The 25,491-nt window shown below is 60.4% G+C and carries 7 protein-coding genes and 1 pseudogene; 4 read left to right on the forward strand and 4 right to left on the reverse strand.

Translation table 11 applies throughout. The annotated features are described in order from the left end of the window. Positions 1-18: 18 nt before the first annotated feature. Positions 19-768: pseudogene (tnpC, locus tag AC1D1M_RS00835) on the forward strand (IS66 family transposase); the annotation flags it as partial. Between the two features lie 68 nt (positions 769-836). Here tnpC and AC1D1M_RS00840 read toward each other — a convergent pair. Beyond that, a complete protein-coding gene (locus tag AC1D1M_RS00840; RefSeq protein ID WP_477762215.1) occupies positions 837-1,271 on the reverse strand; it encodes a hypothetical protein in 435 nt (144 codons plus the stop codon). Between the two features lie 434 nt (positions 1,272-1,705). Here AC1D1M_RS00840 and AC1D1M_RS00845 point away from each other — a divergent pair, with 434 nt between their 5' ends. The 3 genes from AC1D1M_RS00845 to AC1D1M_RS00855 are packed head-to-tail and all read left to right on the forward strand — an operon-like array spanning position 1,706 to position 21,195. Then, positions 1,706-12,487 (forward strand): hypothetical protein, encoded by a 10,782-nt coding sequence (locus AC1D1M_RS00845; protein WP_477762216.1) that lies wholly within the window; start codon positions 1,706-1,708, stop codon positions 12,485-12,487. A gap of 11 nt (positions 12,488-12,498) precedes the next feature. After that, positions 12,499-20,379, forward strand: coding sequence for a hypothetical protein (locus AC1D1M_RS00850; protein WP_477762217.1), 7,881 nt, complete (start codon positions 12,499-12,501; stop codon positions 20,377-20,379). A 36-nt stretch (positions 20,380-20,415) separates the two neighbouring features. Next, entirely contained in the window at positions 20,416-21,195 is a 780-nt protein-coding gene (locus tag AC1D1M_RS00855) for a hypothetical protein (protein WP_477762218.1), read from the forward strand. A gap of 238 nt (positions 21,196-21,433) precedes the next feature. Here AC1D1M_RS00855 and AC1D1M_RS00860 read toward each other — a convergent pair whose 3' ends face one another. Genes AC1D1M_RS00860 through AC1D1M_RS00870 form a run of 3 tightly spaced genes read right to left on the reverse strand, consistent with a single transcriptional unit; the run spans position 21,434 to position 25,490 of the window. Beyond that, the gene (locus AC1D1M_RS00860; protein ID WP_477762219.1) at positions 21,434-22,888 is read right to left on the reverse strand and encodes a caspase family protein; all 1,455 of its coding nucleotides are present in this window, start codon (positions 22,886-22,888) and stop codon (positions 21,434-21,436) included. An 8-nt stretch (positions 22,889-22,896) separates the two neighbouring features. Then, entirely contained in the window at positions 22,897-24,318 is a 1,422-nt protein-coding gene (locus AC1D1M_RS00865) for a hypothetical protein (protein ID WP_477762220.1), read from the reverse strand. Further along, the gene (locus AC1D1M_RS00870) at positions 24,315-25,490 is read right to left on the reverse strand and encodes a caspase family protein (RefSeq protein ID WP_477762221.1); all 1,176 of its coding nucleotides are present in this window, start codon (positions 25,488-25,490) and stop codon (positions 24,315-24,317) included. Before AC1D1M_RS00870 ends, AC1D1M_RS00865 begins: the two co-directional genes overlap by 4 nt. Position 25,491: the final 1 nt, after the last annotated feature.

Consider the following 25,491-nt stretch of genomic DNA (forward strand, 5'->3'; position numbering starts at 1 on the left):
CCGCGCCCAGTGAGACGTCTCATCCCGTGCGACGAAACCCGGGGGGCGGTTGCTCAAGGAGGGAGGTCGGGAGCCCAGCAGCCAATCCTGGATGCGGGTTCAAACCGGCGGGCCGCCCGGGTACCCGGTGGTGCTGCTCGACTACGCAACCAACCGCGGGCAAGACGTGCCCGTGCGCTTGCTCCAGGGCTATCGTGGCCAAGTCATGACAGACGATTATGCTGGCTACAACGCCATCGCCCTGCGGGATGGCATCGAGCGCCTGGGCTGCTGGGCCCATGCCCGGCGCGAGTTAATCGATGCACAGAAAGTGCAACCCAAGGGCAAGACCGGGCGTGCCGTGCACGACGTGAGCGCGACGTGAAGGATGGGGATGATACCGAGCGTTTGGCTGTTCGCCAGGAGCGCAGCGTGCCTGTACTGCATACGGGAGAAAACGGCGCCCCTGGTTACGGCTCAAAACGCCTTGGGTAAAGCTGTGAGTTATGTCGCCAGCATCTGGATCAAGCTCGCGCGCTACGTCGAAGCCGGGGCACCTGCCAATCTATAACAACCCGGCCGAACGTGCGATCAGGCTGTTTGTCATCGGACGCAAGGCCTGGCTATTCAGCGCTCCCCCCAAAAGGCGCCACCGCCAGCGCACAACTTTACAGCCTGATCTAGACCGCGAAAGCCGATGGCCAGGAACCCTATGCGTGGTTACGCCATGTACTGGCGCGACTGCCGCAGCCCTTGTCGGTGGAAGACTACGAAGCCTTGCTACCGTGAAACTGCCGGCTGGTAACGCCTGACTAAATCCGCTTCATTGGCCGCCAACCGTGAGGACGGTGGATCGCTTACTGCTTAATAGCGTCATGCGCGGACGTGGAAATCGGCGTCGCAGAGGGAGCTGCCATCGAACGCGCAATCGAAACCTTCTCGGTATACATTTCGCTAGTTTTAGGAAGCTGCGTTCGAATAAACCCTTCAATAAAATCCGTCCCAGCGTAGCCGATGCCTACAACACCGAAGAACATTTGCATCGTGATGTTGTTGGCCACCTCATCCGAAAAACCCGTGAGGGTGAAGATGCCAATACCTCCGGCGATAGATCCGATAAACAGGCTAAAAAACATGCGAGACGTATCAAAGCCTTTCTCACGAAGCGATTTTCCCTGACTACTGGCCTCGTCATTGGCCTTTTTGACTCCGACTATTACGCGCAATCCTTGACCAAAAGCCCCCGCAATGGCGCCAAGTGCGATCAACTGCAGTACGTGTTGGGCAATCATGGGTTATCCCTCAGCATGAGCTTTGGATAGGTTTAGCACCCCATGTGGGATTAGCAATTGCTGCAAGTAACAACCTGCGACGCTACACAAATGAAAAGACTCTCAACCGTTGCGCCCCTCCGATACCGACCTTCTTCAATCACGGCTAAAAACTTGCCAAAACCTCTAACCACTCCTAGCTTTCCTACCTAACTGCGACGACCTCCTCGCAAGCTTTGCAGGTTCGTTATGGACGATGACAAGAACAAAGCCATCCGCGCCCCGTTCGAGCTGAACAGCACCGAAGTCATCCCTGGGCAACAGACCAATCCGGCAAAGATCGCTGAAGACCGCTGGCCAAGCGGGTGAACTGCTCGGCTGTTGCCGACGGCGGAATGCCCCCTGCACAGCCCTGATCTCTCAGGGCGCCTAACCACTCGACGAATGCACAGACCATGGAAGCACTCTTCAGCTCACCTGCGGATGTTTTGATTGGCAATACCTGGGCTCGCTTGAGCCTGAAGATCGAGGTGCAAGATCCTGGCGGCAACCAACGGATTGCCTTTTCGGTGGCTGATAAGGATGGAACGCAGCGTTCTTCCGTGTCGTTTGCGGTGACGGGCGACGACCTCAACGCAGGTTTTACGTACGACAATCTCACCCGGGTCGTCACCCTGGAGCTCGACTTCAACAACCCCCAGGGTGGTGCCGATCCAGCGGAAATACGCGAACTTGGCATCGCCGGCCTGTCGTTCCATGCCGCCGGCAGCGCCACCCTGGCCTCGATCAAGGTGGTGCTGCGCCCCCGGCCACCTGGCGGCGACTGGAGCGTGCAGGCACCCTGCTTCAGCCTCATCGCCTGCTGGGCGATCCAGGCTAAGGCAGGCGCCGGCGGGGTTGACTCAACATCGAGCGTCAAGATCGAAGCCGACGCCACTGTCGAAGCTGAAATCTGCACGTACCTGGCCGCCGTACTTCCCAACATGGGCGAGCTCGGTATCCCCAACCTGCAATTGAAGATCGATGTTCCCACCTTCGGGTTGTCCATGGACTGGGCCAGTCTGAGCCTGTTCGAAAGCGCCGATTCCTTGTTCCACTTCGACGGACTGACCAACTGGTTCGCAAAACTGACTAACTTCAAGCTGCCAGACGAAATCCAGCTTTCATTGCCCAACTGGACTCTGGACCGGCCTGTAAACCTGAGTATGCCACTGGGTATCGATGCACAGTACAAGTACCTGCGCGTGCATCCGAACACCGCGGACACCTATACGATCAGTGTCGCCGCGACGAACTTCTTCGTGACCTGGAGCGGTTCGCAGTTCGACGTGGGCGGCGCTTTGAACCTCGAGTGGGACAGCACTGGCCAATACAAGCTGGTGGTGACCGTATTCGAGAAGTATTACCCACGAAATCCGCAAGAAGCAGTCAAGCGTTGCGACTTCGCCCTGCCGTTCGATGTACTCACGCTCAGCGCGGCCTGTTGGCGGGTCCGCCTCGGCTATTTCGCCAAGAATCGTCCACAAGGTGGCTTCAGCGGCTGTTTCGAGCTGCTGCTGGAGATCGGTGACCTGCAGATTTCAAGCGCGCTCAAGGGCGGTGGCAAGAGTGCCATGCACACGACGGACCTGCGCCTGCTGGTTCGCGACGCCAAGGTGATGACCGATACGCTGCTCGCCGGCCCGGCTCTGTTCGAAGACGTTCCGGAGCCCTTTGCGAGTGCATACAGCAATTTCAAAGTCCCAGCTCTGAGTTTCGCCGCGGATCTGAAGGCAGCCCCGCCCCCCGTCAGCGGAACCCCCAACGACTACGGCATGACCTTCCTGGAAGGTGACTTCAGTGAAGGGCCGCGGCTATTCCTGGCCTGGCGTCAAGCCGGCGCGCGCTTTCTCAAGGCGCTGGCCCATGACCTGCTGGGTGACGAGCCTGCTGGCTCGCTAGGGGCTGACGAGGCGCAAACCCTCTTTGCACTGGAGATCATCAGTTCAGGCAGCGACCGACAATTGCGGCTCGACTGGAAATCGGTCAACGCGCCCCTCACGGTTTTGGCACAACAGGTTGCTCCACTGGCATCCTCCATAAAAAACGGGTGCCTGAATCTGCCTACCACAGGGCAGATGATTGCATTCCCGATTCCTCTGGAACAAGGTTCGACTGGTGTCGACGACACACCGCCACCGCAAGCTGTGCGCCACCGGCTGGCGGCCCTGGAGCTGACCATCGCGCGACCGGTCGAGCAGGCGATTGTTCTGGGGGCCGAGCAGGACAAGGGTGGTAGTGTCAGTCATCTGGTGTTCTTCCCGACATGGACTTCCGATCCCACACAAGCGTTGCCCGCTATCGCTGTCGCCCGCCTCGGATTCTCACTGACTGACCGAGCCGGCAACGAAACCCGTCAGGTGGCAGAAACCGGTCCGATGACAGACACTTCAGGTCAGGGCGACCAACCCTATCTCACTGTTGCGCTGGGCCATGCCGGTGCTACGCCCCTGGCGATCCGCACACTCGGTTGGCGTGTCGGCAGTGTGCCCCGCTTCCTTCAGGTTGTTCCACCAGACGCTGCTCCACTCGTATCGCTGCTTGATAACTTCCAGGAGCCTTCGCCAACGGGAACCGATCCCGGCTGTCCTGGACCGGCCAAAATCCGTATGCCAGCGGCACTTTTGGCCTTCGACGCGTTTCAGTCGCCCTCGTTTACCTCCGATGGCTGGCGGCTGGGAGTCAAGATCGCTGCCAGTGAGCAGCTCTTTAAGATGTTCGGCACCGCTGCCGACGCGGATCAAAAGGTGTCGTTCCGAATCGCCAGTATCTGCCAACCGCAGGGGGTGACGGGGTTCGACCTGCAAATCGAACTGACATTCCGCCTCGGCTCGGATTTTTTGGTATCCGGCAGAGTGATCCTGCGCTTCGATCCACGTGACCTGTCACTCTGCGTGGCCGACGATGCGCAGCTGGCGTTTCGCATCGAGTGTGACGATACCACTCCCCCCTGGGCCTTGACCGCGCCGTTGGACGCCGCGCCCGACGATTTCGAGTTCAGCACGGAAATCACGCTCTTCGGCCTGAAACTCACAGCGCTCAGACGCAAGCCGAAGCATCAAGAGCCTGCGCCACCTCCCACCCCAGAAATACCCAAGAGGATGGACGTCTTCAAGCTGACCCTCGACGGCGGCCGCTTCATGCTGACGTTGCTCGACGACTGCGACTTGGTGATTCGATACGACAACCTCGGGGGCGACAGCCTTGCCTTCCGAGTCGATAGCTTCTGCCTAGGGCCCGGCGGCCTGGACCTGGAGGCCGCACTGATCCCTGGCCCTCTGCGCCTGAAGGGGTTGAGCAAGTCGTTCGCGCTGGAGCAGGCCAGTCTGAGAATTCGCGCCAGCAAGCTCGATTACCTGACCATCCACGGTGACGGTGCGTTACCCGATATTCTCGATAACACGCCGATCAAGCTGATACTGGCATTGAAACAGACAGGCAACTCAATTGAGCTTGCCGACCTCGATTGCACACTAGGCAACAAGGGCCAGCCGATTCTCTCCCGTGGCACGCGCTTCAAGTTCGAGCTTGAACAACTTGGCCTGCACTACAGCAGCGGCGCCGACGGCGACCGGAGTTTCTACTTCGAGATCACCGGTTCCGCCTGCTTCAGCCCCGACGAAAACGAGTTCACCACCGGGCTGCTGGCAGATTTCAGGTCGATCCGCATCGAGTTCATCCGCGCTCCGCTTTCGGACAGCTTCATCGAAAATGTGCAGTTGGTGGTTGAGCTCAAGCAACCCAAGACCTTCGAGGTGTTCAAGCTATTCCGCATGACGGTCCGCTCCATCGGCTTCCATCCGAAGTTCGCTGGCTTCAAGGACCCGACCGCGGCAATCATCATCGGTGGCCAATGCGAATTTGCCGATATCGGCGACATCCTGTCAGCCAAGCTGGACTTCCATGCCATGTACATCGGGATGCCAGCCGGTGGCAAAGGCTTGCCGCAGATCTACTTCGATGGATTACGGGTCGATATTTCGTCGCCAGAGGGTTTTCGCATCGCCGGTCGCGTAGACCGTTACGACAGCACGACCCAAGAAGGTTTCGCCGGGGAAGGGACCGTACAGATACCCGGTTTCCCGGAGCTCTCGGCGGCCATTGCCTTCGTCAAGGTACGCGAGGATGAGCGCGCCGACTGGAAGCGCGCCTGGTTCATCGCCATCGAGGCCTCGAAGATCAGCTATCAGATCGCGCCGCTGCCGCTCTACCTGCGCCAGATCGGCCTGGGTTTCGGTTATCGCTACACCATCACGCTGGTCAAGGAGTTCCGCGAGCGCCAAACGATCCGCGAGCTATTGCAGGCAATGCTCAAGGCACTGGACCGCTACCAGTCGCTAGCACGGATCGATAGCTGGATCACTGACCTGTCAGGCAACGGCACGCCCTGGACCATCGCGATGGACGCTGTCTTCACCGTCGGCACCGGCCAGAGCAGCCCGCTGGCCTACCAAGCGGTTACCGAGAAGAAGGTGCAAACCCTCGTCGCCCAGGTCATCGCTGCGTTCCGCTCCGACTTCACCCTGGTGACAGCCGCCAAGCTCTGGTACCCGATCAGTGTCGACGACTTTTTTCGCGACGAGTCGGGTATGAGATCGCGCCCACTGGCTTCAGGCTTCATGATCTATTCAGCCCCCCAGAGCCGCTTCCTTGCGCATGTTGCCAAAGGCGCCAACCCCTACATGGGGCCAAAGGACCAGCCAGTACCCGAGGTCATCAAAGACATCCTCAAGCTCAGCCATTTCGAAGCCACTCTGCTGATCGAGCCTGGCCTGTTCCATGCCGAACTCGGTTGGCCGGACCGGCTGGCCTTCGGCTTCAAGCTCGGTGGGCTGAATCTGGAATGCCGGGGTGGCGTGCTCATGCGCATCGAGCGCGACCTGATGATCCAGGGCATTTTCTTCTCGGCCCGTGGCCAATTGAGCCTTTCTGGCGGGATTGACGCGGGGTTTATCGGCGCCAAGGTTGAGGCTCAGGCGATTATCCAGTTCGCCACTCGCATGCTGATCGGGACCTACCCCTCAAAGCCTGACCAGGGTGCCGTCTATGCCGCTCACGGGCTCGACATCTGCGTACGCTTCTCGGTTGCCGCGTGGTTTCGAATCAAGACCCAGTTCTTCTCCATCCGCATCGATATCGGCTTCGCCCTGGAGTTGCAGATCCTCGTCGCCCTCGAAATGGGCACACAAGGGCTCAATATGGGCTTTCGTGGCCGTGCGACAGTGCTGGTTGGCGCCTTCGGACGCAGGCTGGCGATCCATGTGGCGGTGGGGCTCAACGAAAGTGGCCTCGATGAGGCCCGAAACAGACTCAGCCCCTACATGGGTTCACTGCTGGAAGCCGGCAAGGCGCCACCCATGCCGGGGTTCGACAAGGTCGGTCTGGGTAATACCGAAGCATTGAAGGCGTTTGCCACGGTCACTCCGGGGATAGCTTTGGCAATGGACGACCTGCTCCCACTCGATCCGTCGGATCCTCGTCGGGATGACTTTGTGACCGTGCACGTGGACGGTGCTCGTGACGATGATCAGCAGATGTGGTTCGTCTGGATCATGCCGGGGCCTGTGGAATCGGTGTTCTACCCACCCGTCAACGATCAAGATGATCTTTATGCCTATCTCGATCTCACCGACTTGTCAGGGGATATTTTCGTACCGATCCTCGATAAGGCTTCAAACACTTGGATGTGGGTGGACACCGACACAGAACCGAAATGCGAGATCCGTTTGCGCAAGTGCGCCATTCCAATCGATGATCAAAAAACACCCTTTGGCCTCAACCAGCTGGTTGCCGGCTGCTGGCACCTCCAGAACCCGAGCGAGGTAGAAAAGGATCAACAGTCATTTCCGTTGAACTGGCCCGACTATTCACCCACGCTGGCCTGGCCTTACACCAGGACTGCGATGAGTCAAAAGGTGCGATCGCATCCGCCAACGCACAATGCACCTGGCGCCAATGAAGATTTCATCGCCGAGATGCTTGAGCCCGATGAAACCATCAACGACTCAAGCGACCAGGTCAAGGCCCAGGCCATGGGCAACCAGGCTCTACTACTCCAGGCGCTGCACGATGACCTGGTACGCATTGCGCAAACCACCCGCTTTGTCTCGGGCCGCCCGGATTCGCCCTCCCCGCCGCCCGATAAACCATCGCTGTTCCACCTGGGCATGATTGTGTGTGTGCGTGCCAAGAGCAAACCTGAGTGGATCAACAAACGTCCCGAGACCTCGTCTGCAACGAAGTACCCGACATTGAAGTTCGTCAAGACTCCCAAAGGTGCGGATGCTGTGCTTTGGGGCACCTTCGAGCTGGCACCGGTGATCGACTTCGACGCCCTCGACTTCGAACACAACTCACCGGACATTCCGCAGATCAATCCTCATTTCGACGAGGACAGCATCGGCGTCAGGTTCGACATCAACTGGGCAGGCACTGCGCCTTCCTTCGCCAAAGGTGCCCAACAGGACGTGGAGTCCTACCTGCGGTGCTACGAGATCACCTTCTCCGACGCGTCTCGCGGCACGACACTCAAGTGCGTCACAGTCAGTCCGGCCGACGTCGCCAGCAAGTCGACCTACCGGCGCACCTCCTATCAGTACCTGACCAGCACCCAACAGCTGTTGCCCAAAGGCTTCGCCGGGGTCCAGACCCTGGTCCAGGTGGGCGTCAGCATTGTCCCCATCAGCCAGACGGGCTCACGGGGCGCAATCTTCTCGAGCGTCATGACCTTCGAGCCGGTACTCACACCGCTGCCGCCGGAAGACCTGCACCTTAGGATGGGCCTGCTCAATGCCGCAGCGGTAAAAGCCAACGCGCCAGCGCAGATCAGCGCTGCGATCACCTGGCGGCAGCCCAGCTTGCCCACCACCCCAGGCGTTGCCGCCACCGCCGGCTGGCAGTTGGTCCTGCGCCCCCTGCGTGGCCTGCCACTGGGCGCCTACCCCGACGAGGCGCTTGACACCACCGACCGCGGCCTCATGAGCGTCACCGGGCAGGCGCTGGCGCCAGGCGATATTGTCATCGTGCTGCCTGAGCCGCTGCTGCGCTTTACGTCTGACTCCCAGCAATTCTTCTCCTATAGCGTGCCGAAACCGCCCGCCAACAACTCCCCTGACGAGCCCGCACCGGCTGATCGACTGCTCACCCTGGACCTCGATCGTTGCATCGATCTGCAAGGCCTTGATGTCTATGACCATCATGGCATCGCACTTCCCGACAAGAGCCCGCAACGTGAGGACGCATTGTGGTTCTTTCAACGGCGATCCGCTGCTGTCGACGGCGGGCGCGCGTGGCGACTGTTCGTGCGCGCGACCTCCTATGCCGGTACCCGCGCCGGGGAGTGGCTCGCGAAAGCGACAGGCCTGTCCGGCCTGACACCGGTGCAACTGCACCTGCTCGCTGCGAACGAAACCCGGGATGCAGCCAAAAGCAAATCCGCCCCACTGCGGATTCTGCCGCATTTCGAGTGGCCTACTCCTAATGCCGATTCAGGGCTGCCCCAGGTCAAGTGCGAGGATATTGTTGCGCAGGTCGCCGGCGTCAAGGTGCCTGTGATGCAGAAAGAGGTGCAAACGGAGATGGGGATACAGAAGGATCAGCTGGTCTTCGTGGACAGACCCGGACGTGCCCGTATGATCTCGATCACATGGAACGCCAAACCGTCTTCTGGCAATGCCCAACGTCCACTGACGGCCTATGCAGCCTACAACCTGTTCGAGTGCCCACTCGAATCCCTGCTCAATGCCGACCTTAAATCCAACAGCGGCTTCACCGCTCAATGGAAGCACGTGACGGAACTGGTGCCAAGCAACGCTGCCCTGGCACGGCAGACGCCCGCAACCCTGTCGGACGTGCCGAACTGGGAAGCACAGACGCCCCTCTTCGTCCTGACCCAGGATTTCCTCCACCAACGCGACGTCATGCCCGACGACATGAAAGAACAATGGCCCGTCTGGTTCTCATGGGCAGAATCGGAACTCCATTGGCCGACACCCATCTTCCTCACCGCCATGCGCGCCGGAAAGACAGACCTTGGAAAACTTGACCGATGGCGCGACCTGGGCCGCGTTACGACCAATGGCCTGCTTCACGAATACCTTGCGGTGCTGGTGGGCTGTCTTGTGGATGAGGCCGGACAGGGCTCGCAAGCCGAGCGCCAGGTCCAGGTTATCGCCGGCAAAGGCAGTGCGATCACTGACCCGTTGAAATGGCTCATGGCCGATACCGAAGCGCTCGACCCCTATGGCTGGGCAGCACTGGAGCGCCTCGGCCTGTCTGCTGTCATCACGCTGCGCGACCCCTACACCGGCATCCTGCTCGATGCCCAGGCTCATAAGACCGAGCTTCTGAATGCTATCGACAAGGTCATCAAGGAGGCACAACGGGTACAGGGAAGCGACATCGAGATCGAGCTTCGCAAACACCTGTACATCGATCTACCCATCCAGCATCCACACGCTTATCGGGCTGGCACCGATTCTGAATTGCTGGAGAATATCGGGCTTTCGATGATCCAGTTGTCCCTGCGCCCACTTCCCGATCGGGCCTTCACCGGCGAGGACGAAAAGCCGCTACAGGTCTTTTCTTATGAGGTCATCAGCCTCACGGGGCAACCGAAGTCAGGTGCCATCCTGAAGCTATCCGCTGATTGTGAGGTAGTTTTCAAAGATAGCAGCAGAGAGCCGCTTGTCCTGGCGAAGGCTATAGAGCACGACGCTTCGTTGCTCAAAAAAGGAGATGTGGTCTTTGTCCGTTTCGAAAACGGGAAAGAGAACTACGAAACCGTCTTTTCCGATGCCCTGCGCATCGCCCGGGTCACTTTCGAGCCTTACGAAGACTATGCGAACTATCCTCTCCCACTCTTGCCCAGTCGGATCAAGAACCTCGACACCACGCTCTCCCCGTTCGGTCGCTTCCCTGTCGACCCAAGGCTCTGGAAACAACGCCTGGTAGACCAGGGGAGCACCTCGTTGACGCGTTTGCTCGATTACCTCCAGTTCGCCTTCGCGAACACTCCCGAAGAACTGCAAAGCGGCCCCCAATCGACGCCTGGCAACATGCCAACCTGGCGCGGAGAATTGGCCCGCGTCGAAGCTTCAATGGATGACTTGCGGGCCGCCTACATGATCTGGTCCGCGCGCTTCTTCCGCTCGGCACCCATTGCCTGGTCGCTGGACTCGAAAAACGAGTACACCTATATCGGCACGGCGCAGCCCAAAAGCCTCTTGCCGCTGCGCATTGCCGTCGACGGTCGTGGCACGCTGATCCATTCGCGCTTGCTCGATGAGGAATGGGCCGGGGAACGCGCCTACGCGGTGGTACCGGTCGGTCGTTACGAACGGCTCTGGCGTTCCTGGCTGGGGATCGTGAACGGGGAACGCACCGAACCTCTGATCAAGCCGCCGTCCAGCGACCGCGACGTCGCCCATGTCATCTTCCCTCGCGTACGTAAACTGGAGCCGCCGAAGCTGCTGCACGCCTGGGCGCGCGCCGGTGAGAACGGGCGTCGCTATCACGATCTGGTCGTGGTTCACGGCGAACGGGACCTGGCGATTGGAAACAACCTGCCGACGAGACGCAAGATCAGCTTTGGCGCGATCTGGTACAGCTATACACGACGCTTCGCCGAGGAGGCTTGGATGTGCACCTTGACGAACGCCGAACTTTTGCACACGCCCATTACCGTCCAATTGCCCGAACCGCTGGACGCTGAAACTGCCGAGGCGATCGCGTTCGACAGCACCGCGTCCGCGCAGACCTTGCTGGCACAGACACCGGATGCGCGCTGGGGCGCCTCGCGCTATGTGGTCAGTGCCGAGCCCTACTACTACATCCAGTCGGTCAAGCTCTTCGCCGATGCTGGCGAGCGAATCTGGTCCAGCCAAAAGACCACCGTCCTTCCGGCCCAGGCACCCGATGTCCTGCGCCCCCTGCCTGAGTCGAAGGCGGTGGTGACCCGGGAGCCGCTGCCCTGGAGCATCGTCAATGATCACAAGACCGCGTTCGCCAGCGCCTGCACCTCACGGTTTGCGCAGAGCGACAGCCGAGTCCGCCCGCACCTCGCCCCGACCGGGGAAGTCCTGCGCATACGGCTCGCACGTCTGATCGAGAGCCTCGACCCATACGCACTTGCAAACCACTATGCCTACGAAGTGAAAACCAGGGACAGGATAGCGCCCGTTGGCCTGCTGCCAGACCCTCATGCCCGGGTGCTCCTCGTCGACCAAAGCGATGGCGTCACGATGCCTCTTGTCCAGGTGTCCTGTGTGTCCGCCAGCACCTCGCAGGTAAAGCCGGCCTCGGCCTTTCGCTTCGACTGGCTGAGCGGCGACCTGCAAAAGCTGCCAATCACCATCGAGGACCAGGCTACCTGGCCGACCGGCCTGCGCGTTCGAGTTCCCCTTGCGCCGGTATTCAGTGCCCGCTGCACGGGACCTGAAGCTGCGCAGATGCTGCCACTCGCTCACCCGCGTACCCTCGCTCAGGTGTGGCCGGACGTACTGCTGGCCGCCGACGAGTGGCCCGACACTCCGCGCATGCTTCAGCTCGCGCCCCTTGCCGTACGGTTGACGGTCATCAAAGACGCCACCTCCACGGTACTGACGCAGAATAGCCCGCTGATGGGCGGCCGCTACCTCGTACGACCCAGCACCGCACCCCCCGCAGACCCGCAGGTGCCCGCCGAGCCTATTACGGCTGACGACTTCTTCATTGGCGTGCGGCTAGTGCTTGATGTCGAACGTCGTCGCGCCGCCGGGTTGCTTGCCTTCGATGCTGCAATCGGACTGCTCCAGCGGGTTGAAACCGCGAGTTTCGCGATCCTGTTCGATGCCCGCATTCGCTCTCTGACTTCCTTTCCCCCCGCCTGGAGCAAGAAGGGCGTTCAGGTCTGGCGACGCAAGGAAACCTCGGCAGGCGTTGTCTGGGAACAGATAACTGAAGATCAGCGGAAGAACGACGATTTTCATCTGTTCATGATTGACGCTTTCGATCCCGAGGACGGTGATCCGACAGATGCATTGAACAGCCTGAACGAAAGGCTGGAAGGTGAACGAAAGGTGGGGATAACAAAATTACTGGCCACCAACACGCTCTGCACCGAGCTGGCTGCCGCGGCCTATCGATCCGTAGCCTACCGCCCACCTGTCGTTCAGGTATGCCGTGGGAACGGTGTGCCCCAGATCTGGCAGGACGAATAGGGAGACAAATCGTGGCCGAACCCTACATCTACAGAGCACTGTTTCCGCCGCACTTCACCCCACGTACCAAGGACTACGGCGGTTCGGCCAGTCAAGAATCGGCGCGTCAATGGACCACCCTGGAGCTGCCGAGGATCCGGCTGATGGGAGTGCTCTGGTCCTTTGGCATCACGCTGCACGAGGCGGTTGACCCGGCCCAGACTCCGGCGCTGCGCTTGCTGTTCGAGGAAGGCACGGCGCACACTCTCGGTGGCCTTGACGCCTACGCAACGCCCATTCTGCTCCGTGCTCAGGTCGCCAGCCTGCTCCAGGCCGACGACAGCAACCGTTCTGCAACGCGGATGAGCCTGTTGGCTGTTGATACCATCGCGAACGAAAATGTCGACGACAACGACACGGTGCGCAAGGTCAAGTTAACCGAGCTCGGCTTTATCAATGGCGCCAAGCCGACGGCCAGTACACCGCTCGTTGTTGCGCCGTTCGGTGGCCAACCGGTACCCGCTGGCATGACCAGGACCTTCCTGCCAGCAATGCAGTTGCTGCACGGTAGCCTGCGTTACCTTGTCGACGCGAGCTACATGAAAAACCTGCGGCTGAAGCTTGGCCTGGAGCCGCCTGAGCCGTCCTCAGCGGTCCCGCCGGAGCACTGGAACCAGATCGTGCTCCTACCCGACGGGTTCTGCCTGACAGGGTGCCGAGCCATTCCGTGGATGAGCGACAAGGACAAGAGCCCACTCAAGGTAAGCGGTTGGTTCAAGGCTACCGTGCGAGTCGATCCGGACACGGGTGGATCGGTACGCGGTCTCACTCCATGGATCGATCCGCAGACCGGCTACGATCCCTGGAAGGACACGACCCGGCAGCTGGAAGCCATACTGCGCCGCAGCGACGAGGCGCCTGGCCGGCCTAACTGGCTGCAGGTCGCACCCAACGCTCCTGTCCTGCCCGAACACCTGTTCTGGCAGGAAGCGCAGGCTGAAGGCCCGCTGCTTGGCCGCATCGGCCAGCCCCTGACGATCACCTGCCCAGGGCTCGACATTCGGCTCTCCGATCAGCCCGACGGTGCAGGCGCCCTCTCGACGCTGACCATCCAGGCAAACGGTGTCCGGTGCGTACCCGGTCCCAAGGGATCAGGTCGTTTCGACCTGTCGGTCACCGTCGGCGACCCCGCCACCGCCGAGGGCATCGTGGCCCTCTACGACTTTTCGAAGGACAAGGGCGAGAGCTTCAGTTTCCGCCAACGCGCCGCATCGCAGGAGACACCAGAAATAACGCTGGCCCTGCCAATCATCGAAACGGCGCAGACAGTCCGCCAGGCGGCGGGCCTGTCGCCTCCCGTCGCGCATATGCCGCTGGACCTTCTGTGGGCCTTTACGCCGATTACCGGAGGCTGGCTGCATTGGCCACTGCCCAACGCCATCGCCGGTAATCTCGCGACGTTGCTGACTGCCCTTGGGCAGAGGGCGGAACCGCAATCCGCAGCGCCAGAGCTTTCAATGCCCAGCGGGCTGTCGGGTGCACTAACCTTCGGCAATCGTCCGGAGCGCCGCCATCATGACCCGGCACAACGTATCTGGGGTTTGAGCCTGGGCTCGGCGACCGCCTGCACCGCCAGACTTGCCATCCATATCGAAAGCAGCGTAGTGGTCAGCGCCCAAGTGAATGTGTCCGGAGCCACTGCGTCGTTCGATAACCTTTTTCTTGTGACGCCCTTTGCCCAGACCTCCGAACGTCTGCTGCCCGATCACGCCGAGCGTGCGCTGCGCACTATTGGCCTGCGAGCCGTATCCGCGAGCCTGCTCAGGGGCATCGAGGCGCAGCTGTGGCAACAGGGGCGGACCCTCGCGGGACCTGCGATCCGTCTCGAAGCCTCACTGTCAGGTTTCAAGATCAACGCCAATGACAGTGGGCAAGCTCAAGTCGCGTCGGGGGCAACAGTCACGCTGACGACACACCTGGACGTTCGGCCTCGGGACCAGGACTGGCCTGGTAGCCTGCAACCCTGGATGTGGTTGGCCCACGCAAGCCTGCCGACTATCCAGACACTGCCGCTGGCTGTCACCGGGACGCAACGGACACTACCCTCCGGCGTCCGGGCCCTGGCCCCGCTGGTCGTCAACGAGCGTCCGCTGGCCGCCCGCTTGAGGTATGAGGCGCCCCTGGCATTCGATACCCCCACGATGGCAATCACCATCAAGGGGGAGTGGACCCAGCTCGGCGCCTTCAAAACCGCAACCCTGACACGCCCGCTTGCACCGCTCATGAAGACGCAACCCTGGTTTGACGAGATCGCCATGGCGGTCACAACGTTGCCAAGCGTATCGCTGCAAGTCGGCGAACGGGAGCCAACAGGGCTGGAGCTTGGAGCCGGCTGGGGCAATTACGATACCACCGGGGTGTGCGCCTTCTTCCGGCACGATCTTGCACTGCGTGACGAACGCTATGCCCTGGCATCGGCACCACCGGCTCCCGCCCCTGATCTTGCCGGTCACAATGGAACATTGCCGCCGGTCAGTGAGGCGTGTTTCACCCCTCTGGAAGGCAACGGCCCCAGTTGCAGGCTGAAAGTCGATAATGCCGATCCCAATCAACTCGATTACATCACCTCGACCAATGGTTGGGACCGGGTGCGTCTCGACCTGAACCGTCGGGCGGCCCTCGCCGCCCTCGATGGTCGGACGCTGCTTCGCAGGCTTTCGAAGGATAAATGGACCCTCGAAGGCGTCTTCGGCGAGATGAGCTACCCGCTGAGCCAACCACCGTCGGTCGCGGCCGAGGTGACGGTTGCGAAGAAAAAGCTGACATCAATTGGCCGCTATCAATTCAATCTGGCGAGCGCCTCTAAAACTCCATGGCAGTTTGCAGGATTGCCTGCGTACAACGATCTGGTTGGTCTGGAGGGCAGCTTTTTGCGCGATTCAGAGAAGATTGAGCTGCGATTCGGCGTGGCCGACCTGTTCCGCCGTCGCGATGGCGGCTTCATCGACCAATACGGACTCTCATCCGAACCGGCAATCCCCGGCGAAGTGCTCATACGAACCGTCAAAGACAATGCACAAGGGCCCGACAAAAATAACGCAGGGGAAAAGGAACCTGTAAGGCTCATGACCCTGATCGATCCCATCGTCGTGATCAACGCTGGCAAGGCAAGTTTTTGGTGCGCAGACGTTCCCGTCGTAACGGGGTCCGGCGAAGAAACGAACTTCCTGGACTGGTTCGGCACTGGCACCGCGGACTCGGTGCAGCGCGCCAACAGCGCCAGCCGGAAAAACAATCATCTTGCGGGCTTTCGCTGGTCGTTGGCCTACAAGGACTTGCGTGACGCTTCAATCATCGTCGACGGTCTCGTTTTCGAAGCGATGGAGCTGAAGCAAGTTGTGCAGATCGGCACTGCCCTGCCGACCAGGATCCAGATCCTGGGGCGCCTGCGCGTGCCGGTTTCCAAAGCCCTTCCGGCGGCCCGGGGAAAGGTCGCATTGACGCTGGAATTCACTGGCCACGGCAACCAGTACAAAGCAACACTGGCGGTAGATGGCAAGATCGAACTCCCTTTTGCAGGCCCAGACGCCCTCCTCGCGCCACGGGTGATCCTTGATAGCCTACCTGGGCTGGGCGGTAACACAACGGCCACCATAGAGTTCGTGGTCGGCGGTGAGGCGTTCAGCGTGAAGCGCACGCTCAAGCATGATGCGCGCGGATTGATCATTGAGTCAGGCCCTCAATCGTCGCGATACCTGATGGACCAACTCACCCCGACCAGGCTGGCCGCGACGCTGCCAGCGGCAGAATATGACGCGGACAACAATATTGTTCCAACCACTGGCGCCTCGGCCACCCTCCACTACAGCCTCCTTCTCGGAGAACCTGGCGCTAGCCTCAAAGGTGAAATCATCTACGACCTGGTCAGTCAATCCTCCACGGCGTCCGGTCTGGTCCATGAGTTCTCCGACAAGACGACGGTAGCAGCCGATGTATCGGTCCAGAGCGACCTTGTGCTTGATCAAAGCGTGCTGACACTGCGCTGGGTGGCGAAGAAGATCAAGAACAAGAAGGTCAGATTATTCGGTGGTTTCACCCTTAAGCATGCAGTCGGCACAGCTCTGGCGGCGCTCATCCCGGTGAAGGGTACAGACGGTCTGCCCGGCTTCAAAGTCCTGGACAGACGCTTGCGTGCAAACTTTACCTTCAAGGGTGTACGCAGGGCCGGCATCGAGTTGAGCCTTGACAGTCTCGACGCTCACCAACAGGGGGCAATCCCGTCACTTGGCTATCGGCTGCACGGCGAGCTCGAGCTGAATAACGCACTGAGTTGGCCGGTGATCAAGGAACAAGCCGAGCGCGGTGGGCGTTCGGCGGATTTCGCCGTCGACAACGGCAGCTTCCAACACCAGGTCCGGCTGGTGTTCGACGGTCAGGCGATCTCGCCCGATAGCCTCAACAAACACGATGCGGAGCAGCGACGCCTACCCTTGATGATCGAAGTGCACCACAAGCTTTCGCGGGTAACCAAAGATGGTCATGAGCCGCTTGAGATGTGCTGGAAGGTCTATCAGGTCGTCTGGCTATCCTCGGCAGAGGTTTTCGCGGCTGCACTGTCGGAGCGGATAGCGCCGGCATTGCCTTCGGAGATCAGGCTCTCGCGTACCGGCTTCGCGCCACTGGTCGGTGACCTTGCCAAGCGCCTGAGGGCTGCTCCCCATGTTTACCACGCCGCCGTGGTTGATTGCGGCGGTCTCGCCGGGCCGCTCGCCGCAGGTGTCAAGGCAGCCGTCTCTACCTGTGAAGCGCTGGCGATCGAGTTTTCCAACCACGTCCTGCTTGCCTTCGACCGCTCAAGTCCAGACACCGCAACGCTGGCCAAAAGTGTAGCCGCCCCCTTGCTGCTGGGGCTGCCAGGGTTCGGTTTGTGGGCCAGAGGCCCCGCGCCACTCGCGGCATCTCCTGCCCTGGAGCGCATGCTCGCGTCGCGGCTGGAAGCCGGAAAACACACCACGCGCTGGCTGCCGGACAGCGACGCTTATGAGGCCCATCGATTTCCCACCATCGAAGCCGCGCTGAGCAAGCTGGCACGATCGCCCTTGACCAGCCGCGCCGTTGCCGATCGCGCCAGCGCAGTCACCGCGTTCAACGCTGACAAGGCGCACCGGGCGGTGTTCCAGCCACTGGTGCGGAGCCCCGGTGGTGCCCTGCCCGACGGTGAACTGCCCACTGCCGGAACGGCTTTCATCCTCTCCAGTCTCTTTGCTGACAACAACGCGGGCGCAGCAGCCGACACGCATCCGTTGGCCTTCGGCTTCGCCGGTTCGCAGCGCATCGAGGCCGCCGACTTCTTCGCTAGCTTGAAGGATGCCAACGACAACGACCTCAAAAGGGGTACTGACTTCAAGCTATCGGTCTATGCCAATGCGCTGCGACGCTTCCTCGAGAATGCCGCCGCCAATCTTGTAGTAGTGCCGAGCGACGAACCAGACTTGAATGCAACATCCCCGAAGGCAGAGATCCCCTTTATCCTGCAGGTCGAAGCCATCTCCAGGGACAGGCGGAGCATCATCAGTGTGGCGACGCGAGCGTTGCAGATTGACAGCGAGACTACAGAGCAGGTGTTACGCGAAAAAGTCCTGCTCTGGGCCAGGCGGGCCCAGCAGTTGAGCGCGCCCTGGGCCAGCCAGGCCCTGCTGATGATCCGCAGGCAGGATTTCGGCCTGCTACCCGATATCCCCCTCCCGCGCACTTACCTGCTTAGATCTAACGACCCTGCCGACGATGCTCTCCAGTCCCACCGAGCGTTGGTCGACATTGCGGCGCCGCAGCCACAAGCGCAGCTCGAGGCCGGGCCAGTGGCGCCTGCCAGTGAGCGCCTGTTTACAGGCTACTCTCCGCTGCGGGTCCGACCGGCGCTTCTGGCGAGCGACCCGCTCCCATCCGGGCCCGATGCGTCCTGGACACCGCGTCTTACGGCGACGGGGGTGGAAACAAGCTGGACCTTGAGCGAAGGAGCACACGCATTGCTGTCCTGCGAGGCAGGTAAAACCTATTGGCTCGCTGACCGGGAAACGGTTGCTTTGCGTCCTTTTGCATTGGCCCCAGACAAAGGGCCCTATGAGCTGACTTTCGCTTTGCCATCAGGTTTTGGTGCGGCAACACCCCGCGGCCTGTTGCCTGCATCACATGCAACGGGTACGCCCCCAGAGGTGAAGTCCGAGGGTACAGAACGGGGCTTTGCCCCGGCCTTCTCGAGCACCACCCGTATTTCGCTTCGCCCGGGCTCCTGGTCGGCGTCGCGCATGGGTCTTTCCCTGGAAGAAAGCACTCTGCAAGTCCATAAACGCGCTCGGGCCAGTGAACTGCCGGTGCACACTCGGCAGCCCAGGCCACCCCTGCTCGCAACCAATGATCGGCCACGTGCCAGCTCCCACGAGCTCGGCCATGTCGTCGTGGGCACGGCGCAATCCGTGCTGGTGCATGGTGAACGCGTGTCCAGAGTCGGCGTAAGTAGCGAGCCGCCGGGCCTGAACCGCGCTCCGCGTTCGCGCTGGGCATCGAAGATCCAGATGAACGCGCCAGCCAAAGGTATTCTGCGGGGCGACTGGGCAGGTTCGATCACGCTCAAGACCATGGAGGATTATGGGGAAGTGCCCAATGAGGCTTGGTCGATCGAGATGGCGGCCTTGGTGATCGGAGCCAACCGCTATACGATCGTCAAAGCCAACCTGCCACCGCTACCGAGGGCCAGCGACTCACAGGCACAGCCGGTGGTCCTGCAGGGGTTCACAAACACCCTCACGGGGGCCACTGCCCTGGAAGCGGTCCGCAGCTCACCACCGGGAACACCGGTTTTGCTTGAATTGCTGCTGAGTATCGAGACGCAGGCCAGCGGGTTCCGGCTGCATCGCCGCGCACGCTTCGCACTAATGACCGGCGCAACAGCGCAAGGCGAGGTCGAAACGCCTGTGTATGTTCGGTTCGACGACCCGGAATACAACGACCGCCTGACCTCACTCGCGCAAGTGAGCCGACAAACTTCGCCCGCTAACCCGCGCAACGATATCGTTTTGGCGGCAGACCTTTCCAAACTCGCACCCGGCGAACGTATCGAAGCTGCCCTGGCAATTCGGTCTGCGACGCCTGGGGACAAAGTTGCGCCTCTATTTCAAAGCGTCACCTTCAAAAGCGAAGAGGTTGCTGGCTACCCGCCGACTGCAACTGAAGGGGCACCGCTACAGTGCGTCAAACTTCATCTGGAACGTATCCGCATCAACGAACCGGACGCTACGCGCTTGTTCCAAACCGATGCAAACAACCCGGCCATTATCGGAGCAATCTACGATGCCGACAGCATGGCGTTCATGCTCAAGCTCAATCATGATCGCTCGGTCGACACCCTCACGTTCTCCATCGAAACCGATCGTCTATCGCAGATCAAAGAGCAACCAGAGTCCTCGCCTGCCCTGCAGGCTGGCGATATCCTCATGCTTCGCGTGGTATTGGTCGAAGACACGGACGGTAGTCGTCCTCTGGCAAGCCTGTCCTTCAGCATGCTCGCCACCCCTGAACTCACGCCGAACCCAGCCAGCTTCGCGCTGCTGACCCTTGACGGTTGGGACACCAATGCGATGAGCGATACCAAATGGACACCGAAAGGGATCAACGTCGGCGTCTCCTTGTATGCCGACGGCCCGGCCCCAACAGACATCGAACTGGTCGACCCACGCGATCTGCTGGACGGCATCGTGCGCCGTCGGGCGGTCTATCACTGGCAGACTTTTTCCCCAGGCACTCTCGAAGCTTCACGACGCTATGCGGTGCAAAAGATCAACGCCGTCGGTGGAACATGGTTGCCGGACGATCCCGAAGTCGACTGGCCCACTACGCACGTGCCTTCAAGTTCGTGAGAGAAAACACCCACTCGGCCTTAAGTGAGGAAAAATATGCCAAAGCATCGAAGCCCCAAGACTGAAAGCCAAGCAAGCAAGTCCACCGACTCGGGGGAGCTCCAACGGCTCAAGCAACAGTTGACGGATCTGCAGGAAACGGTCGACAGGCTCCAGGGCCGTCTGTTGAGAGGGGAGATACCCGAGCAGGCCTCTTCACAACCTGCCAGCCTGCTAGCACTGAAAAAGTTCATACCGGCCACGACAGATGGCTGGATGGGCGTCAACATGTCCGGCACTCGGACATCGTTGCCATCCGGGATAGCCGTCACCGTGACCTCTCAGGTGGATGGTCGGGATTTCGGTGTAATCAATGAAGGCATCTATGCCAACAACACATTCGATATCAAACAGGGCAACCTCAAGGAAACGGCAGAGCGCAAATCCAGCGTGGAAGTGCTGTTTGATGTCGCAACCAGTCCAGTGGTCATCGACGGAAAAACCTACGATCGACGCGTCACAGTGACTTGGGCTGAGGGAGGAACCTCGAAGTCGGTGGGACCGTTTCCCGCCAGGACCAAATCAACCTCCCCGCCTCCCAAAGGCACGCACGATGTCGAGATCGCTGACTTTCCCCATGACCTGGGGCTGCCTTACGGCGAATTTGCTACCGTGTGGTTTCGAATCGGGCATCAGGGCGACAGGTACATTCACCCTGGGCGTGAATCCGATGGGTGTATTACCTGTGCTCCTGGAAACTGGTCTGCGATTTACGCAGCCCTTAACTTCGGTCGAGTGGGCGATGGCAAGAGCGTTGCCAAGCTGAAGGTGGTCTAGTAACGCGCCTGCACAACACGTTCAGGACATTCAACTCTCGAACGAGTCATCTGTGAACGAGTCCCCACGCCGAAGGAATCGCCCGCCCCGCTCACCAGTGCGGGGCCTCTGACTGAACGACAACACCCCGTTGACCCATACCGTTTCAATGCCTTGCGGTTGCGGCATCGGTAACCCGCCTCGACATCCATTGCCAATCACCGGAGTACTGATCTGAGAACGACTATGTCTGCCCTCACTACCGACTGACGGTCCAACCATAAGGAAAGTGAACTCTTTCGGTGCCCTCGCGTGCGAACGACAGATAGTTGATGCACAGCAGATGTGGTGCCACCACCATCTGCTCAGCAAGCCGTGCCTCAAACTTGTCTATCGTTAGCCGCTCGCGCATCGGTGGATCGCCAGGCTTCGGCTCATAGTCTTCGTCTTCAACCCATAGGATGTCCTCACCCCCGTGGTGTACTGCGGAAAGTATGTGGTGCCCTTCACGGGCACCAGGAGCAGTAACGACGTCGACCACTACCTCATGACGCTTGCCCGGGATGGCATGGAAACGAGCTGCATCTGGCAACAGGCATTCCGCGATGAAGTCGAAGCTCGAGTGAAGACTCTTGTGGCGCTGCAAGGCAAATAACGGTCCAAACTTGCGCAGTTTGAAGCGTTTACGTAGCTTCCCGTCGCGATCATAGAACGCCTCGAAGAGCATGCCATCAAGAAGTGCCTTCCGCTTTTCTTCTTTGATGCCAGCTGAGCGAGTCGCGAAATCGCTAATGTATGCCACAGCCGCGTTAGACTCACCGCAAGCCGCCTGATACAGGTTACGGCCCAACACGAAGAGACCGTCGACGGAAACTCGATTGGCTACCGCGGAGGTGAGCTCAAGCACGGCCGGGTTCTGGCGCGGCCACGTGCTGCTCTTGAGTTCCCGGATCATGCGGTGCGAGGCCTTGGCATCATCCAGTACGAACAGGCTGTCACTAAGCGCCGTCTCGTCATAGAGATCGATGCGCACTCCCAGGCTCAGGTTGAAAAAGAACTCGGTGGCCAGGGATGTGTGCTCCCAAGAAATCTGCTTGCCTCTCGTCGCAGCGCTCAGCGAGTTCCGCACTCGCTTGAACATGTTCTCGATAGAGCAGTCGGGCGTAGCCAGGTGCTGCAGCAGCGCAGCCGTGTAGGCACCGTTCCGACCTGCGCCATCGCTGGCATTCTGGCCCGGCGAAGTTGCGAAGGCGATCAGCGTGCCGCGTGGCGCATACACCGGTGCCAGCCCGCGAGAGGCAATCGCGCGCGTCCAGGCCCGGCCGAACGGATTGCGGCGACACGCATCAAGAATAATGATACTGGTCGCGCAGCCAGAGTTCTCCATGACTTCGATCACCCGGTTGAGCGAGAGCGAAGAGTGTTTGAGCGAGATCTCATCGCTCGCGTCCGTATCTACCGCTGCGAGATAGTTCTCCCCCTGGACCTGTACCCCGTGCCCAGCGAAGAAGAATAGCCCCACATCGCTGCCCTTCAGCGTGCGTTGGAATCGCTTGAGGACGCGATCCATTCCTTCGCGGTGGCAGTCGGTCTTCTCGATCACCGTGAAGCCGCACTGCATCAGGGCGGCCGCCATGTCCTGCGCATCGTTGGCCGGGTTCTTAAGTACATCACCGTCTTCGTATTCCGCATTGCCGATCAAGAGCGCATTCATGGTCCGGCTCATTGCGCGTCTCTCTTTTCTTCGCCCAGCACTTCTCGCAGAAATAGTGTTTTGGCTGCACTGCCCGGCACGGAGCGCCTCGGAGTTGACAGCAGCACGTCCACGCCCGTTCTGAGGGCGTCGACGGCGACCCTAAGCTGCCGGCTCGCCGGCTCCAAGTCCAGCGGTGACGGCAGCAAGGCAGGCCTCAAAACCGAGAGATCGCGTATCTGTCGCACGGCTTCGGCAAGCAGTTGCCCACTCTGTGTACCTTGGCGCTGCTCGAAAGCATCGTGCGCGGCCATCGGCCTGTCCGGTGCGTTACCCGCGAATCCGAAGCTCAAACCTGACGGACGAGAGGAGGCGAGCATCTTGCGCAGCGATTTGGCCATCCGAGCGTCGAGCGGCTCCTCAGCCTTCTCCGCGAGTGCCAGGAGATCACTCAACAACCAAGTCGCTTCGGCGAACAGTGGAATGCCGCGATCAAGGAAATGCGACAGTGTTTCCACCGCAAGATTGGCAGCATCGCCGATTGGCATCCCACGCTCGATCCGGCTAGCGGCACGGATCAATTGGGCATCTGGAATTCCTTCATACCAGTGTGCAAGGTTATCCAGCCAAAGGGGGGGCAGCCGATCCCAATCTCGCTTGCGAAGCAGGTAGTAGGCTGCCGCGGTCGCAGCGATGGGATCCTCAACCTTGAGGTGCAGCAGCCGGTGCGCGAGCTCGCTTCCGGGGTCGAGTAGCGTTTCCACCGAGCCTAGCCGGCCAGCTCGCAGGAACTCCATGATGGCTTCGGCATTCGGGCTATACCCGCCAACAACCACCCGAGGCTTCACCCTTCCGGAGAGCGTCCGCAACATCATCACGAGCACGCTCGTTTCAAAAATCGGCAACGACACGATCTGGGGACTATCGCTGTCGAGACGCACCACCAGAGCACGAGGATACTGCGAATATCCAAGCTCCAATTGGATAGCCTCCCGCGAGCGGTGAAGCTCGCGTAGTCGCAATTCAATCGGGACCTGACGCCAACGCACGGCGTCCGGGGTCTTTTCCCAAAGTTGAAACCATGCGTCCTCCATGCCAGGCTGGTTTAGCAAGGCGCCACCTTGGCGCTTCACATCAAGTCGCGCGGCAGACCAAGCCATCCAATCGGACGTAGCGACATCGTCACCAACTCGGAACGTCACTTCGTCGTGCCATATTCGGTCGCCCGTCAAAAGTGGTCGCGTCTCCGTTGTGCCATTGGGCAGGTTCAATCGGACGAAGACAGGGTTGTCTCCGCGCTCGTAGCCCAATTCTGTAGGTCTCCGCGACGTGACCGTGCCCGTGCTGAGCACTTGACCTCGGGCGTCAACGATGCTCACGGGAAGGAAAGATCGTGAGTAACCGCGTTCACCCCGTATCACCAATTGGATCTGCAGCGATTGCCGGCTCATGGTTGCACCTCGACGGGCAAATGATAGTGCGGCGGCTCGAAAAACTGGGCACCACTTGCATAGGGCTTAGTCGATGCGATACGGACCTCATACATGCCTTTGCGGGCTTCCGTGCGCCAGATGCCGGCGACCTGACCACCAATGATGGGCGGTACCGTTGCATCGACTAGGTTATGGATCTCGTATCGGCTCAGCACTCGCAGCGCCTCTGGCGAGAGCTCAATCTCAACCTTGACCTTGGGGATCTGCATGGTCTGATGCAACGGCGCATCAACAGCCCCCGAGGGATGGGGCGCGCAGGCCTGCGGCTCACCGCCGCGCTCCTTGTTCACCATCGCCAGCAACTTGGGCACGGCTTGCGACAACGCACTACCGTTGACCAGCCATACGGGGGTACCCGGCTGCGGGGCACCGCAATAGCCGTCCAGTGCTTGTAGCAAGGCATCTGTGAAGCGGGACACACCGTTGACGTCGCCATAGGCTGGCAAACCCTCACCCGTGGATTCGATCCAGGTGGTGCCGCGATTAATGTTAGCCGAGGACGCTCCGTCGTCCAATAAGGGAGCCGGTCGGGCTCCCATCCGGTCGCCGACGCGCCGGTCATAGGTTCGGCAGGCGTCGATGAAGATGTAGAGCTGGGCACTCACCTGGCGCCACAACGCACGCACGGTGTTTGACAGATCGAAGCTACCGGTCTGGAAAGGCCGATTGCGGTTGGCACCATGATCATCTAGCAGCAGGATGTGCTCCGGGCCATTGCCCATCACGCCGTGTCCGCAAAAATACAGCATGCCCACGTTGTTGGGATGGCGTCGGACCTCTTCCAGCCAGCGATCGAACCCGCTTTGGACCTGCGGCAGCGACGCGCGCTCTATCGCATACTGCGCACCGGCCACATCTAGCTGTTCGCTCTGCTGCGAAGAAACCAGGATCTCCAGCGTCGTGAGTGGCGCGTTTGGGTTGTTCAAGCCGCCACCGATGCCATCCCCTCCGATTATCCAACGGGCCAGGTCCATGGCGGAGGCCGGCGGCGACTCCAGCACATTGAGCCCCAGGTGAACCCTATCGCGCGAATCAGGTCCTCCTCGCAGGTGCTGGTAATACCCGACACCGATAATTAATACATGAGTGCCTGGAGCATCGGACGACAGTAACAGTCGAATCTGGGTCATC

It is taken from the genome of Pseudomonas sp. P1_F7 (genome assembly GCF_056405655.1).

What these genes read in the sequence shown, in the direction of transcription:
- AC1D1M_RS00840 (WP_477762215.1), bottom strand. Translation starts at nt 1,271, where the DNA reads ATGATTGCCCAACACGTACTGCAGTTGATCGCACTTGGCGCCATTGCG.
- AC1D1M_RS00845 (WP_477762216.1), top strand. Translation starts at nt 1,706, where the DNA reads ATGGAAGCACTCTTCAGCTCACCTGCGGATGTTTTGATTGGCAATACC.
- AC1D1M_RS00855 (WP_477762218.1), top strand. Translation starts at nt 20,416, where the DNA reads ATGCCAAAGCATCGAAGCCCCAAGACTGAAAGCCAAGCAAGCAAGTCC.
- AC1D1M_RS00860 (WP_477762219.1), bottom strand. Translation starts at nt 22,888, where the DNA reads ATGAATGCGCTCTTGATCGGCAATGCGGAATACGAAGACGGTGATGTA.
- AC1D1M_RS00865 (WP_477762220.1), bottom strand. Translation starts at nt 24,318, where the DNA reads ATGAGCCGGCAATCGCTGCAGATCCAATTGGTGATACGGGGTGAACGC.
- AC1D1M_RS00870 (WP_477762221.1), bottom strand. Translation starts at nt 25,490, where the DNA reads ATGACCCAGATTCGACTGTTACTGTCGTCCGATGCTCCAGGCACTCAT.